At 63.7% G+C, this 15,711-nt stretch carries 15 protein-coding genes; 11 read left to right on the top strand and 4 right to left on the bottom strand.

Annotated features, from left to right (window positions below; genetic code table 11):
* The first annotated feature begins 4 nt into the window (after nt 1–4).
* The 6 genes from FIU89_RS14460 (at nt 5) to rpoD (ending at nt 8,204) form a co-directional block, all read left to right on the top strand.
* Nucleotides 5–268 carry a sarcosine oxidase subunit delta gene (locus FIU89_RS14460; protein ID WP_152493248.1) on the top strand — a complete coding sequence of 88 codons (264 nt, stop codon included), beginning with the start codon at nt 5–7 and terminating at the stop codon, nt 266–268.
* The gene (locus FIU89_RS14455) at nt 265–3,180 is read left to right on the top strand and encodes a sarcosine oxidase subunit alpha family protein (protein WP_152493247.1); all 2,916 of its coding nucleotides are present in this window, start codon (nt 265–267) and stop codon (nt 3,178–3,180) included. Before FIU89_RS14460 ends, FIU89_RS14455 begins: the two co-directional genes overlap by 4 nt.
* Nucleotides 3,173–3,724 carry a sarcosine oxidase subunit gamma gene (locus FIU89_RS14450; protein ID WP_152493246.1) on the top strand — a complete coding sequence of 184 codons (552 nt, stop codon included), beginning with the start codon at nt 3,173–3,175 and terminating at the stop codon, nt 3,722–3,724. The genes FIU89_RS14455 and FIU89_RS14450 overlap by 8 nt, the downstream gene beginning before the upstream one ends.
* A gap of 62 nt (nt 3,725–3,786) precedes the next feature.
* A complete protein-coding gene (locus tag FIU89_RS14445) occupies nt 3,787–4,095 on the top strand; it encodes a hypothetical protein (protein ID WP_152493245.1) in 309 nt (102 codons plus the stop codon).
* A 51-nt stretch (nt 4,096–4,146) separates the two neighbouring features.
* Nucleotides 4,147–6,099: a DNA primase gene (dnaG, locus tag FIU89_RS14440; RefSeq protein WP_152493244.1), complete on the top strand. Its 1,953-nt coding sequence runs from the start codon at nt 4,147–4,149 to the stop codon at nt 6,097–6,099.
* A 113-nt stretch (nt 6,100–6,212) separates the two neighbouring features.
* Entirely contained in the window at nt 6,213–8,204 is a 1,992-nt protein-coding gene (rpoD, locus tag FIU89_RS14435; RefSeq protein WP_152493243.1) for an RNA polymerase sigma factor RpoD, read from the top strand.
* A 147-nt stretch (nt 8,205–8,351) separates the two neighbouring features.
* On the opposite strand, the gene FIU89_RS14430 is transcribed toward rpoD, so the two are convergent.
* Nucleotides 8,352–8,555 carry a dodecin family protein gene (locus tag FIU89_RS14430; protein WP_152493242.1) on the bottom strand — a complete coding sequence of 68 codons (204 nt, stop codon included), beginning with the start codon at nt 8,553–8,555 and terminating at the stop codon, nt 8,352–8,354.
* A 104-nt stretch (nt 8,556–8,659) separates the two neighbouring features.
* Here FIU89_RS14430 and FIU89_RS14425 point away from each other — a divergent pair, with 104 nt between their 5' ends.
* Nucleotides 8,660–9,076 carry a secondary thiamine-phosphate synthase enzyme YjbQ gene (locus tag FIU89_RS14425; protein WP_152493241.1) on the top strand — a complete coding sequence of 139 codons (417 nt, stop codon included), beginning with the start codon at nt 8,660–8,662 and terminating at the stop codon, nt 9,074–9,076.
* A gap of 3 nt (nt 9,077–9,079) precedes the next feature.
* Here the strand turns inward: FIU89_RS14425 and FIU89_RS14420 are convergent, their stop codons facing one another.
* Nucleotides 9,080–9,757 (bottom strand): SDR family oxidoreductase, encoded by a 678-nt coding sequence (locus FIU89_RS14420; protein WP_152493240.1) that lies wholly within the window; start codon nt 9,755–9,757, stop codon nt 9,080–9,082.
* Between the two features lie 228 nt (nt 9,758–9,985).
* Between FIU89_RS14420 and nrdR the strand changes: the two genes are divergently transcribed.
* Genes nrdR through FIU89_RS14405 form a run of 3 tightly spaced genes read left to right on the top strand, consistent with a single transcriptional unit; the run spans nt 9,986 to nt 12,640 of the window.
* Complete coding sequence (nrdR, locus tag FIU89_RS14415; protein ID WP_152493239.1) at nt 9,986–10,462, top strand: transcriptional regulator NrdR; 477 nt, start codon at nt 9,986–9,988, stop codon at nt 10,460–10,462.
* Nucleotides 10,459–11,577 carry a bifunctional diaminohydroxyphosphoribosylaminopyrimidine deaminase/5-amino-6-(5-phosphoribosylamino)uracil reductase RibD gene (gene ribD, locus FIU89_RS14410; RefSeq protein WP_152493238.1) on the top strand — a complete coding sequence of 373 codons (1,119 nt, stop codon included), beginning with the start codon at nt 10,459–10,461 and terminating at the stop codon, nt 11,575–11,577. The genes nrdR and ribD overlap by 4 nt, the downstream gene beginning before the upstream one ends.
* Nucleotides 11,578–11,605: 28 nt before the next feature.
* Nucleotides 11,606–12,640 (top strand): hypothetical protein, encoded by a 1,035-nt coding sequence (locus FIU89_RS14405; RefSeq protein ID WP_152493237.1) that lies wholly within the window; start codon nt 11,606–11,608, stop codon nt 12,638–12,640.
* A 60-nt stretch (nt 12,641–12,700) separates the two neighbouring features.
* Here the strand turns inward: FIU89_RS14405 and FIU89_RS14400 are convergent, their stop codons facing one another.
* Together FIU89_RS14400 and FIU89_RS14395 are read right to left on the bottom strand one after the other, a co-directional pair.
* A complete protein-coding gene (locus FIU89_RS14400) occupies nt 12,701–13,651 on the bottom strand; it encodes a sensor histidine kinase KdpD (protein ID WP_152493236.1) in 951 nt (316 codons plus the stop codon).
* Nucleotides 13,648–14,340 (bottom strand): response regulator transcription factor, encoded by a 693-nt coding sequence (locus FIU89_RS14395; protein WP_152493235.1) that lies wholly within the window; start codon nt 14,338–14,340, stop codon nt 13,648–13,650. Before FIU89_RS14395 ends, FIU89_RS14400 begins: the two co-directional genes overlap by 4 nt.
* 381 nt (nt 14,341–14,721) lie before the next feature.
* On the opposite strand from FIU89_RS14395, the gene deoC reads away from it, so the two are divergent.
* Nucleotides 14,722–15,711, top strand: coding sequence for a deoxyribose-phosphate aldolase (deoC, locus tag FIU89_RS14390; RefSeq protein WP_152493234.1), 990 nt, complete (start codon nt 14,722–14,724; stop codon nt 15,709–15,711).

Raw genomic sequence — 15,711 nt, 5'->3', positions numbered from 1 at the left:
TGAGATGAGGCTGCCCTGTCCGATTTGTGGCGACCGGGATCGCCGGGAGTTCTATTACGCCGGTCACGCGGTGGCGCTGGAACGCCCTGGTGAAGGCGCGGGCGCGGAGGCGTGGGACGATTACGTGCACAATCGCGAGAACCCTTGTGGCGAGACGCGAGACCTTTGGTTCCACGAGAGCGGCTGCGGCGCCTGGATCGTGGTGACGCGGGACACGGCCAGCCATGCGGTTCTGAGCGCGGTGCTGGCGGAAGAGGCGGCGCGATGAGGCTGGACGGTGATGGGCTGATCGACAGGTCGCGGCGCGTGGGGTTCAGCTTTGACGGGCGGCATCACGTTGGGTTCGAGGGAGACACGCTGGCCTCGGCTCTGATGGGCGCGGACGTGCGGGTGGTGGCGCGGTCGTTCAAGTATCACCGGCCACGCGGCATCTTTACCGCGGGCAGCGAGGAGCCCAATGCGCTGGTCACGCTGGGGCGAGGCGCGGGGCAGGAACCGAACGCGCGGGCCACGATGGTGGAGTTGCACGAAGGGTTGCAAGCGTTCGGACAGAACGCGTGGCCGTCGGTGGAGTTCGACCTGATGGCGGTGAACGACCTCGGTGCGGCGTTCCTCGGAGCGGGCTTCTACTACAAGACATTCATGTGGCCGAAGGCGTTCTGGGAAAAGCTTTACGAGCCGGTCATCCGCCGCGCTGCCGGGCTTGGGGCCCTGTCGCGGGAGACTGGCCCGGAGAAGTGGGAGCGGGCCTTTGCTCATTGCGATCTGCTGGTGATTGGCGCAGGCCCTGCGGGGCTGATGGCCGCCTGGACGGCGGCGCAGGCCGGGGCGGATGTGATCCTGGCCGACGAGGACACGCGTCTGGGTGGGCGGCTCAATGCCGAGGTCGAGGAGGTGGACGGACAGCCGGGCCATGCCTGGGCCGAGGCGATGCGGGCGCGGCTGGCGGCGATGGCGAATGTGCGGTTGATGACGCGAACGGCCGTGGTGGGTGCCTATGACCACGGGACGTATGGCGCACTGGAGCGGCTGGCGCAGGGGGGCGCCCTGAAGGGGTGTTTCTGGCGGATCGTGGCAAAACGCGCAGTGCTGGCGGCGGGGGCGATCGAACGGCCCGTGGCCTTCGCCGACAATGACCGGCCCGGGGTGATGATGGCCGGGGCGCTGAGGGCTTATGTCAACCGCTGGCGGGTCTGTCCGGGACGCCGGGTGGCGGTTTTTGCCAACAGCGATGCGGGGCACCGGACGGTGCGCGACTTGCAGGCGTCGGGCGTTCACGTGTCGGCGCTGATCGACGCGCGGGCGGATGCGGTCTGCGACCTGGATGTGCCATTTTACGCGAACGCGCAGGTTTGCGGCAGCGGCGGTCGCAAAGCGTTGGAGAGTGTCAGCTTTCGGCGGGGCGACAGGATCGAGACGGTTCAGGCGGATGTGCTGGCCATGTCCGGCGGCTGGAACCCGAGCGTGCATCTCAGCTGTCACACGGGCGGGCGGCCCGTATGGGACAGCAATCTGGCGGCCTTCCTGCCGCGCGAGGGGGCTGTGCCGGGGATGCGCTATGCCGGGGCGGCGACTGGGGTCTTTTCCACTCACGGATGCCTTGTAAGCGGGATTGCCGCGGGCAAGGCGGTGGCGGACGACCTTGGGCTGAACGGGGCCGACGTACCTGTGCCGAAGGCGGAAGACGGCGCGTACGAGATTTCGCCGCTTTGGCATGTGCCGGGCAAGGGTAGGGCATGGCTGGATTTTCAGAACGATGTGACGGTGAAGGACGTGAAGCTTGCCGCGCAGGAGAATTTCACCTCGGTCGAGCATATGAAGCGCTACACGACGCAGGGCATGGCGCCGGACCAGGGCAAGAACTCCAACATCGCCGCCCTTGCCGTGCTGGCCGATGCCACCGGGCGCGGGATCGCGGAGACCGGGACCACCACCTATCGCCCGCCTTACGTGCCAGTGCCGATTGCTGCCATGGGAGCGGGGGCGCAAGGCAAAGGATTTGCGCCCGAGCGGTTCACCACCTCGCACGCGGCATCTGTTGAACGTGAGGCGCCGATGATCGAGGCGGGACTGTGGTACCGGCCCAGCTATTTCCCCAAGGCGGGCGAGACACACTGGCGCCAGTCTTGCGACCGCGAAGTGCGGATGGTGCGGGGCCACGTGGGCGTCTGCGATGTCTCGACCTTGGGCAAGATCGATGTGCAGGGGCCGGATGCAGGTGCATTCTTGGACTTTGTTTATACCGGCATGATGTCGACGCTGAAGGTGGGCCGCGTGCGCTATGGGCTGATGCTGCGCGAGGACGGGCATGTTATGGATGACGGCACCTGCGCGCGGCTGGGCGATCGGCATTTCCTTGTCACCACCACCACGGCGGCGGCGGGGCAGGTAATGCGGCACATGGAGTTCGCGCACCAGGTGCTGCGGCCCGACCTGGATGTGCGCTTTGCCTCAGTGACCGAACAGTGGGCGCAGTTCGCTGTGGCCGGGCCGAAATCGCGCGAATTGCTGGAGCAGCTTGTCGGACATGACCTTGGCGTCCGTGATTGGCCATTCATGGCCTGCGGTCCGGTGCATATTGGCGGCGTCGAAGGGCGCCTCTTTCGCATCTCTTTCTCGGGGGAACTGGCATACGAGGTCGCGGTCCCGGCGCGGTACGGCGCGGCGCTCTTCGATATCTTGATCGAAAGGGCAGAGGCCATTGAGGGCGGGCCTTATGGGATGGAGGCGCTCAACGTCATGCGGATCGAGAAAGGGTTCATCACCCATGCGGAGATCCACGGGCGCACGACGGCCTTCGACATCGGGATGCAGGGCATGATGAGCGACAGGAAGGATTTCATCGGCAAGGCGATGGCAGCGCGGCCGGGGTTGATGGACGAGGACCGCGCCCAGCTAGTCGGGCTGAAGCCGGTGGGCGCGGTGAAGGAGTTGATCGCAGGGGCGCATTTGTTTGCGCCCGGAGCCGATCCGGTGAGCGAGAATGACGAAGGCTACATCACCTCGGTCGCCTTCTCGCCAATGTTGGGGCATGTGATCGGCCTCGGGTTTCTGGAGCGGGGTCGGGCGCGGATCGGTGAGCAGGTGCGGATGGTCGAGCACCTGAAAGGCTCGGCAACGCTATGCGAGGTGGTGGCGCCGGGTGGTTTCGACCCTGACGGAGGGCGGATGCGTGGTTGAACTTAAGCCGTCGACGCCGACAACGCGGCTGTTGCCGGTGGAAACCGCGGGTGTGCGGATGCGCGAGGCCGGTTTCGGCCCGTTGACGCTGGTGATGCCCTATCGCGGCAGGGACGAGGCGTTGGCGGCTGCGCTGGAGGCGGCGCATGCGCTGGACTGGCCCGAGACCGGGCGGATGACCGGCACGACGGAACGCGGCATACTGTGGTTCGGGCGCGCGCAGGCCCTGCTGATCGGCCTCGTGCCGGATGACGGGCTGACCGCGCAGGCGGCGCTGGTGAACCAGAGTGACGCGTGGGCGGTGATCGAGATGCAGGGCGACAGGGCCGCCGAGGCGCTGGCGCGGCTCACGCCGGTGGACTTGCGGCCCGGTGTGTTCGGGGTGGGGCACACCGTGCGGACAGAGGTGGGGCACATGGCGGCCTCGCTGACACGTTCGGGCGAGTCGACCTACATGGTGATGGTGTTTCGCGCCTTCGCGCACACCGCGGTGCACGAGCTGGGCGCAGCACTGGAAGGGGTTGCGGCGCGGCACGGGCGTTGACAGAGTTGAGCCGTTATCGGGGTTTGCCGAAAGGACGGGCGATGTTTGACAGGACCTTGTTGATGGCCGGGGCGCTGAGCCTCGCGGTGCCGTTGACGGCCGCAGCGGAAGTCGACAAGACGGTCGTCTGCAAAGAGACGGCGAAGATCGTCCAGATGGCCGCGATCGACAGAAAGGCCGGCAAGGAAGCGGCGCGCATCAAACGCGAGTTGACCGGCGGCGAAAGCAAGGTCGGGGCGCGGTTGACGCCCATGGTGCCGGCGCTGGTCGATTGGGTGTTCACGATTGACGCGCAGGAGATGGGAAAACCGGATGCGGAGCAGACGATTACCGAACTTTACCGCAAGGGTTGCCTGGGCTTTCAGCCCTGAAATGCGCAAACCGGCTTGGCGCGGGCATCCGCTTGGCTCATATAATGAAGTATGAGCCTGCCGCCCGGATTCCTTGACGAACTGCGCACCCGCACCTCGATTGTGCAAGTGGTGGGGCGCAAGGTGATGTGGGACAACCGCAAGTCCAATCAGGGCAAGGGCGACATGTGGGCGCCATGCCCCTTTCACCATGAAAAGACCGCCAGCTTCCACGTCGATGACCGCAAGGGTTATTATTATTGCTTCGGCTGCCATGCGAAGGGCGACGCGATTTCCTTCGTGCGCGAGACCGAGAACGTGGAGTTCATGGAGGCGGTGAAGATCCTGGCGCAGGAGGCCGGGATGCCGATCCCCGAGCGCGACCCGCAGGCGCAGGCCAAGGCCGACCGTCGCACGCAGCTGGTCGAGGTGATGGAGATGGCGGTGCGCCATTTCCGCCTGCTGCTGAAGTCCGGGGCGGGGGCTGCGGCGCGCGACTACCTGCTGGGGCGTGGATTGGATGAGGCGGCTCAGGACCGCTATGACATCGGGTTTGCCGCCGATGCCTGGCAGGACCTGTGGGATCATTTGAAAGGTAAGGGCGTCGAGGACGACCTGATCCTGGGCTGCGGGCTGGCCAAGCCGAGCAATAAGGGCGGCAAGCCCTATGACACGTTCCGCAACCGCATCATGTTTCCGATCCGCGATCCACGCGGGCGTTGTATCGCATTCGGGGGCCGGGCGATGGACCCGGACGACAACGCCAAATATCTCAACAGTCCCGAAACCGAGCTTTTCGACAAGTCGCGCACGCTCTATCACCATGGCCCCGCACGAGAGGCGGCGGGCAAGGGGCAGCCGCTGATCGTGGCCGAGGGCTACATGGACGTCATCGCGCTGGCCGAGGCCGGGTTCGGCGCGTCGGTGGCGCCGTTGGGAACGGCAGTGACAGAACACCAGCTGGCGATGCTGTGGCGTATCGCGGACGAGCCGATAATGGCGCTTGATGGCGATACGGCGGGGCTGCGCGCCGCCTACCGGGTGATCGATCTGGCGCTGCCGCTGCTGGAGGCGGGTAAATCGCTGCGCTTCGTGCTGATGCCCGAGGGACAGGACCCTGACGACCTGTTGCGTGCCGAGGGCGCAGGCGCCGTGCAGGCGCTGCTGGACAAGGCCATGCCGATGGTCGACCTGTTGTGGCAGCGCGAGACCGAAGGGCGCGAATTCGACAGCCCCGAGCGCAAGGCGGCGCTGGACAAGGCGCTGCGCGAGAAAATCATGACGATCCGCGACCCCAGCCTGCGCAGCCACTACGGACAGGCGATCAAGGATCTGCGCTGGCAGTTGTTCCGGCCAAAGCCGAAAGGCGGTGGTGGCTTCGCGGCGCGCGGCGGCAAGTGGCAGAAGATCGAGCCGGTGCGGGCCACGACAAAATCGTCACTGCTGGTGGCGTCGGGTGACGCCGCGCAGACGCATCTGCGCGAGGCCGTCGTGTTGGCCACGATCATTCGCAATCCCGAGATTCTGCCCGAGTTCGAGGCCGATCTGGAGCGGCTGCAATGCGACCCGCCGCACCATGGCCCGGTGCGCGATGCACTATTGTTCTATCAGCCTGGCGGGACTGGCACGCTGGAGGCCGAACTGGCCGAGAAACTGGGTCTCGACGTGGTTGAAAAACTGTTGTCGCTTCCCCATGTCGCCTTAGTTCCTGCGGTGAGACGTCCGGGCGATGCCGAGCTGGCTCGTATGACGGTCGGCGAAACACTGGCGAAACTGGAAGCCGACCGCGGTTTGGCGGCGGAAATCCGGGAAGCTGAGCAGGATATAGCTGGCGTTGCCGACGAAGCCGTCACCTGGCGTCTGGGCGAGGCGGCACAGGCGCGCAACCGGGCCTGGACCAGCCAGCAGGAAGACAAAACGGAATACGAGCGGGGCCAGAACGGTGCCCCGGTCAGCCGCGAGGAAAGGGAGCGATTCGACGCGTTGCTTGATCAGATCGGGTTCAACAAAGGGTCTGATAGGTAACGCTTTGAATGTAATCTTAAGCAGATAGGGGTTATTGGTTTGCGAATCACCCCATCGCCATGTTGATTCGGACAAGCGAATCACCTTCACCCTATTGGGACCAGGAGAGCTGAATGGCCGCCAAGGACACCGACGACGATCAGAAGACCGACGAACAGGACGCCGAAATCTCGCTCGACATGAGCCAGGCGGCCGTCAAGAAGATGATCGGCGAGGCGCGCGAACGCGGCTTTATCACCTACGATCAGCTCAACAAGGTGCTGCCGCCGGATCAGGTCTCGAGCGAGCAGATCGAGGATGTGATGTCGATGCTCAGCGAGATGGGTATCAACATCATCGAGGATGAGGAAGCCGAGGAAGAAGAGCAGAAGACCACCGCCGTTGCCGAGATTGGCAAGAAGGGCGAGGTGGCACTCGGCTCGGGCAAAGACGAAAAGCTGGATCGTACCGATGATCCGGTGCGCATGTACCTGCGCGAGATGGGTTCCGTCGAACTTCTGAGCCGCGAGGGCGAGATTGCCATCGCCAAGCGGATCGAGGCCGGGCGCAACACGATGATCGCCGGTCTGTGCGAAAGCCCGCTGACTTTCCAGGCCATCACCATCTGGCGCGACGAGCTTCTGGGCGAAGATATCCTGTTGCGCGACGTGATCGACCTTGAGACCACGTTCGGCAATCAGATTGGCGACGGTGAGGGCGACGAGACCGTGGTCGAGGCGGCCAACATGTCCAGCGCCCCCAACGACAAGTCCGAGAGCAAGGATGAACCGGAGCTTGACGCCGACGGCAACCCGATCGCCAGTGACGATGACGAGGACGAGGAAGAACAGGCCAACATGAGCCTCGCGGCTATGGAGGCCACGCTCAAGCCGCGCGTGCTGGAAACGCTGGACCGGATCGCCTCGTATTACGAAAAGCTGAGCGAGATGCAGGACAGCCGTATCTCGGCAACGCTGAACGAGGACGGCTCGTTCACCGACAAGCAGGAGCAGACCTATCAGAAGCTGCGGTCGGAGATCGTGGAACTAGTGAATTCGTTGCACCTGCACAACAACCGGATCGAAGCGCTGATCGACCAGCTTTACGGCATCAACCGCCGGATCATGCAGATTGACTCGGCGATGGTGAAGCTGGCCGACCAGGCCCGCATCAACCGCAAGGAATTTGTCGACGAGTATCGCGGCCGTGAGCTTGACCCGAACTGGCTGGAGGACATGGCTCAGAAAGAGGGCCGTGGCTGGAAGATGTTCATGGAGCGCAGCCCCGAAAAGGTGGAGGAACTGCGCGCTGATATGGCCCAGGTCGGCCAGTATGTGGGTCTGGATATCAGCGAGTTCCGCCGCATCGTGAACCAGGTGCAGAAGGGCGAGAAGGAAGCCCGCCAGGCCAAGAAGGAAATGGTCGAGGCCAACCTGCGGTTGGTGATCTCGATCGCCAAGAAATATACCAACCGCGGCCTGCAATTCCTGGACCTGATTCAGGAGGGCAATATCGGCCTGATGAAAGCGGTGGACAAGTTCGAGTATCGCCGGGGCTACAAGTTCTCGACATACGCCACCTGGTGGATCCGGCAGGCCATTACCAGGTCGATTGCCGACCAGGCCCGTACCATCCGCATCCCGGTTCATATGATCGAGACGATCAACAAGCTGGTCCGCACCGGCCGCCAGATGCTGCACGAGATCGGTCGCGAGCCGACGCCGGAAGAACTGGCCGAGAAATTGCAGATGCCGCTGGAGAAGGTTCGCAAGGTGATGAAGATCGCCAAGGAGCCGATCAGCCTCGAAACGCCAATCGGCGACGAGGAAGACAGCCAGTTGGGCGATTTCATCGAGGACAAGAACGTGATCCTGCCGCTGGATTCCGCCATTCAGGACAACCTGAAAGAAACCACGACACGGGTCTTGTCCAGCCTGACCCCGCGCGAGGAACGCGTTCTGCGGATGCGCTTTGGCATCGGGATGAACACCGACCACACGCTGGAGGAAGTGGGCCAGCAATTCTCGGTCACGCGGGAACGTATCCGCCAAATCGAGGCCAAGGCGCTGCGCAAGCTGAAGCACCCGAGCCGGTCGCGCAAGCTGCGGTCATTCCTGGATCAGTAGGTCGGCAAACCTTTCGGAAAAAGACACTGAACGGCGCCGGGGGGCGCCGTTTTCATTTGCATGAGCCGATGTAAAAGGCCCCCGGACATGCGCCCGGGGGCCAATTTCGTACCCCGCCCGATCGGGTCGAGCGGTCGTATGATTGTCTCAGTCGTCCAGAAGGAACGTCACTGCGAGGTTCACCCGGTACTCCGAGATGTTGCCATTTGATACGCTGACGTTCGAGTCCTTGACCCAAGCGCTCTCGATGTTGCGCAGCGTCTTGGACGCGCGCTGGATGCCCTGCTTCACGGCATCATCAAAGCTTTCTGTCGAGGTCGCGGAAATTTCGGTTACTCGTCCGATAGACATTTGGTTCCTCCTTTTCCGTCCAGTAAAGAAAAGCGACAGGCCCGACCCTTGTTCCTGACCGTGCCTCACTGGCGGAATTCGGCTGACACGGGTATACCGCAGACATGCAAAGAGCGTTTACGATCGAGACGCGGGGTCAAGGCCTTTACGAATTCACCTCGGACGTGACCGACTGGGTGGCGGAACAAGGCGTGCAGAGCGGGCTTTTGACGCTCTTCATCCGTCACACGTCCGCCAGCCTTCTGATCCAAGAAAATGCCGACCCGGAGGTGCAGACCGACTTGCGCAACTACTTCGCGCGACTGGTCCCGCCGACAAATGATCCGGCCATGGCGTACCTGAACCATACCAATGAAGGACCCGATGACATGCCCGCGCATATCAAGGCGGCGATGATGCCGGTGAGCCTGTCGATTCCGGTTTGCGCGGGTCGGCTCGCACTGGGCACGTGGCAAGGCATCTACGTCTTCGAGCATCGCGATGCGCCGCACACCCGTAAAGTGGCGGCGCACCTGTGCTGAAACTCAGCCGGTGGGCATGATCACCATCTCGCGCACATCCGCGCGGTCGGGCTGCTGAATGGCATAGACCACGGCATCGGCGATATCCTCGGGCTTCAGCTTGTCGGGCTTGGCCTCGTTGAAGAAGGGCGTGTCGACCATGCCGGGGCAGATGACCGTGCAGCGACCGCCCCATCCACGCATCTCCTCGCTGAGATTGCCGCCAAAGCCCTGCACGAACCACTTGGACGCGCCGTAGATCGAGCCGGGCAGGTTGATCTTGCCGGCGACCGAGCCGGTCAGGATCGCGTGCCCCTTGGCTTTTTTCAGGTGCGGATAGGCGGCCTTGACGGTGTAGAGCAGCCCGTTGATGTTGAGATCGAGCATGACGCGCCACTCGTCCGGGTCACCATTTTCGACGCCGGCCGTGTCAAGGCCGCGACCGGCATTGGCGAACACCGCATTGAGGCCACCGAAATGATCGGCGGCGGCGTCGACGGCGGCTTTCAATTCCTCGAAATCGGTGACATCGCCGGGCAGCGCAAGAGCGTGATCCGTGCCAAGTTCGTCTGCGAGGGCGTCGAGCTTGTCCTTGCTGCGCGCAAAGAGCGCCACATTCCAGCCCGCGGCGACGGCCTTGCGGGCGGTTTCGGCGCCGATGCCTGTCGAGGCGCCGGTGATGAATAGGGTCCTGCGGGTCATGAAAATCCTTCTCGATCAGTGATTGGGTGTGCTCTACCGTGGCAACGGATGCAGCAGCATCGCGTTCTAAAGGCGCTTTGTCGCAGCAATATGCAAAAGAAATAACGCTTGATGTTGCGGCTGCAAATGCCCTCTACCCAAAACTTTGCGGCTGTCCTATAGTGGCTGTGGATAACTGGGCTGCAGACCCATGACCGACAGAGGCAGAGAAGAAAAGGGGACCGGCCGATGCGCTGCCCGTTTTGCGGAAATATCGACACCCAAGTGAAGGATTCACGCCCTGCAGAGGATCATGTTTCGATCCGGCGGCGGCGATTTTGCCCGGCTTGTGGCGGGCGGTTCACCACCTATGAACGTGTGCAGCTGCGCGACCTGGTGGTGGTGAAGACCAATGGCCGGCGCGAGGATTTCGACCGCGACAAGCTGGAACGTTCGATCCGGATCGCGTTGCAGAAACGACCCGTCGAGCCGGAGCGGGTAGAACAGATGATTTCTGGCATCGTCCGGCGGCTGGAGTCCCTGGGCGAGACCGATATTCCCTCCAAGACAGTGGGCGAGATCGTCATGGAAAGCCTGGCCCGGATCGACACGGTGGCATATGTGCGCTTTGCCAGCGTCTACAAGAACTTCCAGGCCGCGGACGATTTCGACAAGTTCGTGAGCGAGTTGCGGCCCGGCGTGGTGGAAGAGCCCGGCGAGTCGTGAGCGCGGCGGACATCCGCTATCTAAGGCTGGCACTCGGTCTCGGACGTCGCGGATTGGGGCGAACGTGGCCCAATCCGGCCGTGGGTTGCGTTATCGTCAAGGACGGCAGAATCGTCGGGCGCGGCAATACAGGGCTTGGCGGGCGTCCCCATGCAGAGCGCGTTGCGTTGGATCAGGCGGGCACGGCGGCGCGCGGTGCAACCGCCTATGTCAGCCTAGAACCCTGCGCGCATCACGGGCGGACCCCACCCTGTGCCGACGCCATCATCGCGGCCGGGATTCAGAGGGTCGTCGTGGCCATTGGAGATCCTGACCCGCGTGTGTCCGGGCGCGGTTTCGCAGCGCTGCGCGCAGCCGGAATCAAGGTCGAGATCGGGTCTTGCGACACCGAGGCGCGCTATGACCTGGGGGGCTTTCTAAGCCGGATGACCCGGGGGCGCCCGGAAGTGACACTAAAGCTGGCCACCTCGTTCGACGGTCGCATCGCGACCGCAAGCGGCCACAGTCAATGGATCACCGGGGCAAGCGCGCGCCGATGGGTCCATTCCGCGCGGTCGCGACACGATGCTGTCATGGTCGGGGCGGGCACGGCCCGTGCGGACGATCCATCGCTCACGGTGCGGGACCTGGGTGTCGAACACCAGCCGATCCGCGTGGTTGTCTCGCGCAGGCTGGACGTACCGTTGATGTCGACATTGGCCCGCACGGCGTCACAGGTGCCGGTCTGGATGTGCCACGGCCCGGACGCAGACGCAAATCTGATAGAGGCGTGGCACGGACTGGGTGCCGAGATGGTGCCTTGCGGTCTGTCGGGGCGACAGTTGGACATGACGTCGGTCTTGGAGGAACTGGGAAAGCGCGGCCTGACAAGGATTTTCTGCGAGGGAGGCAGTGCCCTGGCGGCCTCGCTGCTGGCCGACGGTCTGGTGGACCGGCTGGCCGGCATCACGGCCGGTTTTGCCATGGGAGCGGAAGGTCTGCCCGGCATCGGGGCGCTGGGCCTCGACCGACTTGATGGTGCGCAGCGGTTCGATCTTGTCGAACAGCGGGCGCTTGGATCGGATGTTTTGCATGTCTGGATTGCAAGGTCCCCGCCCGGGGTTCTAGAGTCTTGACGACGATCCGGCAGAGGAGGGGCCGGCAATGATCAGGGGACTGTGCGGGGCAATTCTGGCAGGCTGGCTTTGCGCCGGCGCGGCCACGGCGCAGGCGGTCTTCGACGAGACCGTGGCACTTTGGCTGTCCGGCGACGATTCCGGCAGTCTGCCGAGACTTGCGGAACTGGCGCAAGAGGGGCATGCGGATGCCCGCATCTTGCTCGCCCGTATAGAAACGATGGATCGCGGACCGTCGCCCTACCGCATAGGGCTTGCACCGCAGGAGCGGCGTGCGCTGTTCCGAGACATGTCCGACAAATCGCGTTTCGGGCGTAGCTGGCTTGCAGTCGAGGCCAAGCGCGGCAACCGACAGGCCGAAATGTTCCTGCGATCGCGAAAACCCTTTCTGCAGTTACAGACGCATTTCGCCCTTTGGCAAGCTGGTGAGCGCCAGGCGACGGAGTACCCAACTCGGATTGCCGCGCTTTACGGTTCGCGGACAATGCGTGAAAAGCTTTTGGCAAGCCGAACGATCCTGCCCGAGATGCGACCCTACCTGGCCTTTCTGGCCGACATCCCCGAACCGCAAGCGGACGGAATGGCAGCGTTGCGCCACATGATCGGGCTCGGCGAGCAAGTGATCAGTGCCGACGACCCCGAGACGTTGGGCATGGCGCAATTCCTGGCGCTGGGGTTCGGCTTTGGCGACGTGTCCGCACGAAACCGATGGCGGCAGCCCGTGGAAGAATGGGTGTTGAGAGATCTGTCGACACGCCCCATTGCCGACCTTTGCCGCACCGCGTGCCCCAAGGAAACGGGCGCATGTGCGGTGACGTTGTTTGCGTTGACAGGGGGGTTTTACGGGGTGACCCGCCTTGACAGCCCTTACGAGAAAGTCATCACGCAGGAGTTATTTCTGAACAGCCCGCGCGCCCGGATCATGACCCTGCGCCGCGCCGCGTTGGCGCGCGACGAGCCGAACCAGAAATATCTGTCGGATCGTCCGGGAATATCGCGATTATCGAGTTGTGCGGCGGTTCTGGTCTTGCGCGAACGCGCGAATTACGACGCGCTGCACTAATTCGTGTCGCCTTCGGCTGCTGCTTCAGCTTGAAGGCGAAACGCTTTGGCGCCCGGTCGATCACTCGAAGGTAATCTCGAAACACGCGCCCTTTTGTTGCGGCGCCAAGGCGATGTCGCCCTTCGCGGCGCGCAGCATCGTCTGCACGATCGCCAATCCCATGCCAGTGCCGCCTTGCGTCCGGCGGGTGGTGAAGAACGGCTCGAAAATGCGGGTCCGGTTGCCCATCGCGATGCCTGGTCCGTCGTCCTGCACGGTAAACCCCGAGGCGGTGCCCGCGACAGTCAGCCTTCGGGCGCCATGTGCCGCCGCATTCTGCGCAAGATGCGTCAAGATGGCCTGTAGTGCATGCCGGTCCAGTGGCACCTCGCGATCGTGCCGAAGCTCGACCGAAAGGCTGGTGTCAAGGACGTCAATGGCCTGTGACAATCTCGTCGGGCCGCGTCCCATCGGATCGCGGGCAGAGGCCAGGCGACGCAGCGCATCCAGAAGCACCTGCAGCTTCAACGCGGACGTACGGATCGTTTCGGTAAGCTTCGCGCGATCCTCTTGGGCCATGTCCTCTTCAAGAAGCTCGGTAGCGCCGATCAGGCTGGTCAGCGGTGATTTCAACTCATGCGTGACGTGGTTCGTGTAGGCCCTCAGGCCCGCCTCGCGGTCCTGAAGCGTGCTGCCCATGTCCAGAACTGCTTGCCCCAATGCCGTCAGTTCGGGCGTTCCGAAATGCTCGGGCAAGGGCGCGTCGTCGCGCCCGTCCTTCACAGCCTTGGCGTGGGCGGTCAGTGCATAGACAGGCCGCAGAACCAGGCGCCATAAGAGAAACGCCAACAACAGCGTGACGACCACCGCCAGCGTACCGATCAGAAGCGTTGTCTCGCCCCAGCCAAGGATAAAGCCCGCGACCTTGAAATAGCCGATCGCGATGACCGGCAGAACCAGAACGGCCGACAGGGTGCCGCCGATCACCAGCGACAGCGGCGGGCGCCATTTCTGGCGAATGCGCCGCTTCATGCCGGCTGACATGCGCCCATTCGGATGCCCACACCGTGCACCGTTTCGATCGCATTCTTGCATCCGGCATCCGCCAGCTTGGCCCGGAGGTTGCGCAGGTGACTGTCGAGCGTACGGTCGGAAACATGGATAGTCGGGCCGTAGACCGCGTCGGTGAGCTGCGCCTTGGTCGCGACATGATCGGGCCGGGCCATGAGATGCGCGAGAAGTTCCATCTCTCTCGCGGTAAGCGCGATGGCCTGCGCGCCGAAGTTGCACAGATGCCGCCCTGGATCGAGGCGCAATCCGCCGTGGCTGAGCAGTTGAGCGGCGTCGGGGACCGGGCCCGACTCCGTGCGCTTCAGGATGGCACGGATGCGGGCCACCAGTTCACGCGGCGAAAACGGCTTTGTCACGTAGTCGTCGCCGCCAAGTTCGAAGCCGAGCACGCGGTCGATTTCCTCGTCACGTGCCGTCAGGAAGAGCACGGGCGTCTGGTGCTCGGCCCTCAAACGGCGGCACAGTTCCAGACCGTCCATTTCGGGCAGGCCTATATCCAGCACGATCAAGTCGGCCTTGCCGTTTCGGGCCTTGGCCAGCCCCTCGGCACCGTCACCCGCTTCGGTGACCGCATGACCGGCTTTCTTCAGCGCGATCCGCAGCACATCGCGGATTTGCGGGTCGTCGTCGACAATCAGGATATGGCTCATTGAGGCGTCCGCAGGCGTACCGTTTCCGGCATGAAGCTAGGCGATTGATCGGGCGCGGAAAAGCCCTGTCGTGCCCCCGGTCCGTCCGAAGCCGCGCCGGACAGGGCAAGACCTGACAGGATGGCAAGGCCGAGCGCGCATAAAAGCGCGTTGCGCCGGCTTTGTCTGCGGCGACGGGGCAGGGGGTCGATCAGTAGGGCGCGAGACATATTTCTCTCCTTTTGCCTGTCCGGTTCACTCGGACAGGCTATCGGGGGAACGTGCAGCGCGTGACCGTCCAGTCGTGCAGAAAACGTGCAGGGCCCATGGCAGGCTTCAGCTTGCCATCGTTCCACGCGCGTGCGACGATTCACCCGTGAGTTTCCTGCTTTCACGGTATCCATGACGACCCGGACCGACACCGCGCCCCTGCACTTGCCGATCGCGGCGGAGCCACGCAACGAGGGCATGCCGCTTGACCTCGATCGCGTTGCCGGCGTGCGGGCCAACACCTCTGCCATCGAGCGTCGGGCATCTACGCTTTCGGGTCGGCGCTCGGTGAAGAACGACTATCAGGCGGCGTGGCTTTGCCGTGCGATCAGCTGCATTGATCTGACCACGCTGGCGGGCGACGACACGATTGGACGGGTCTCGCGCCTGTGTGCCAAAGCCCGGCAGCCGGTCCGGGAGGATCTGTTGCACGCGCTGGGCATGTCAGGGCTGACGGTCGGTGCGGTCTGTGTCTACCACGACATGATCGCGCCCGCGAAAGCGGCATTGGAGGGCAGCGGCATCCCGGTGGCGGCGGTCTCCACGGGCTTTCCGGCGGCTTTGTCGCCCTTCCACCTTCGGGTGGCAGAAATCGAGGCGAGTGTTGCCGAAGGCGCCGACGAAATCGACATCGTCATCTCGCGGCGGCACGTGCTGAACGGTGACTGGCAGGCACTCTACCAGGAAATGCGCAGCTTCAGAGCCGCGTGCGGGGCGGCCCATGTGAAGGCCATTCTGGCAACCGGAGAGCTGGGCAGCCTGCGCAACGTCGCGCGCGCGTCGCTGGTCTGCATGATGGCGGGAGCGGATTTCATCAAGACGTCTACCGGAAAGGAAAGCGTGAACGCGACGCTGCCGGTGACACTGGTGATGCTGCGCGCGATCCGGTCCTACCACGCGGCGACCGGATTTCGTGTCGGTTACAAGCCCGCGGGAGGAATTTCCAAGGCGAAGGACGCGCTGGTGTATCTCGCCATGATCAAGGAGGAACTGGGGGAACGGTGGCTGCGGCCAGACCTTTTCCGGTTCGGAGCTTCGTCCCTGTTGGGCGATATCGAGCGGCAGTTGGAGCATCACGTGACAGGCCGGTACTCGGCAGGGTGGCGGCATGGTCTTGGATGA

Origin of the sequence: Roseovarius sp. THAF27 (genome assembly GCF_009363655.1) — a bacterium.
Classification (GTDB): domain Bacteria; phylum Pseudomonadota; class Alphaproteobacteria; order Rhodobacterales; family Rhodobacteraceae; genus Roseovarius.
Note: the sequence above shows the minus strand (reverse complement) of the source record. Positions and strands in the feature narration are given on the sequence as shown.

Bases quoted from the DNA above. Each gene is read 5' to 3' on its own strand.
- FIU89_RS14395 (WP_152493235.1), bottom strand. From the start codon at position 14,340: ATGAGCCATATCCTGATTGTCGACGACGACCCGCAAATCCGCGATGTG.
- FIU89_RS14455 (WP_152493247.1), top strand. From the start codon at position 265: ATGAGGCTGGACGGTGATGGGCTGATCGACAGGTCGCGGCGCGTGGGG.
- FIU89_RS14445 (WP_152493245.1), top strand. From the start codon at position 3,787: ATGGCCGGGGCGCTGAGCCTCGCGGTGCCGTTGACGGCCGCAGCGGAA.
- deoC (WP_152493234.1), top strand. From the start codon at position 14,722: ATGACGACCCGGACCGACACCGCGCCCCTGCACTTGCCGATCGCGGCG.
- dnaG (WP_152493244.1), top strand. From the start codon at position 4,147: ATGAGCCTGCCGCCCGGATTCCTTGACGAACTGCGCACCCGCACCTCG.
- rpoD (WP_152493243.1), top strand. From the start codon at position 6,213: ATGGCCGCCAAGGACACCGACGACGATCAGAAGACCGACGAACAGGAC.
- FIU89_RS14425 (WP_152493241.1), top strand. From the start codon at position 8,660: ATGCAAAGAGCGTTTACGATCGAGACGCGGGGTCAAGGCCTTTACGAA.
- nrdR (WP_152493239.1), top strand. From the start codon at position 9,986: ATGCGCTGCCCGTTTTGCGGAAATATCGACACCCAAGTGAAGGATTCA.
- FIU89_RS14405 (WP_152493237.1), top strand. From the start codon at position 11,606: ATGATCAGGGGACTGTGCGGGGCAATTCTGGCAGGCTGGCTTTGCGCC.
- FIU89_RS14400 (WP_152493236.1), bottom strand. From the start codon at position 13,651: ATGAAGCGGCGCATTCGCCAGAAATGGCGCCCGCCGCTGTCGCTGGTG.
- FIU89_RS14420 (WP_152493240.1), bottom strand. From the start codon at position 9,757: ATGACCCGCAGGACCCTATTCATCACCGGCGCCTCGACAGGCATCGGC.
- FIU89_RS14430 (WP_152493242.1), bottom strand. From the start codon at position 8,555: ATGTCTATCGGACGAGTAACCGAAATTTCCGCGACCTCGACAGAAAGC.
- FIU89_RS14460 (WP_152493248.1), top strand. From the start codon at position 5: ATGAGGCTGCCCTGTCCGATTTGTGGCGACCGGGATCGCCGGGAGTTC.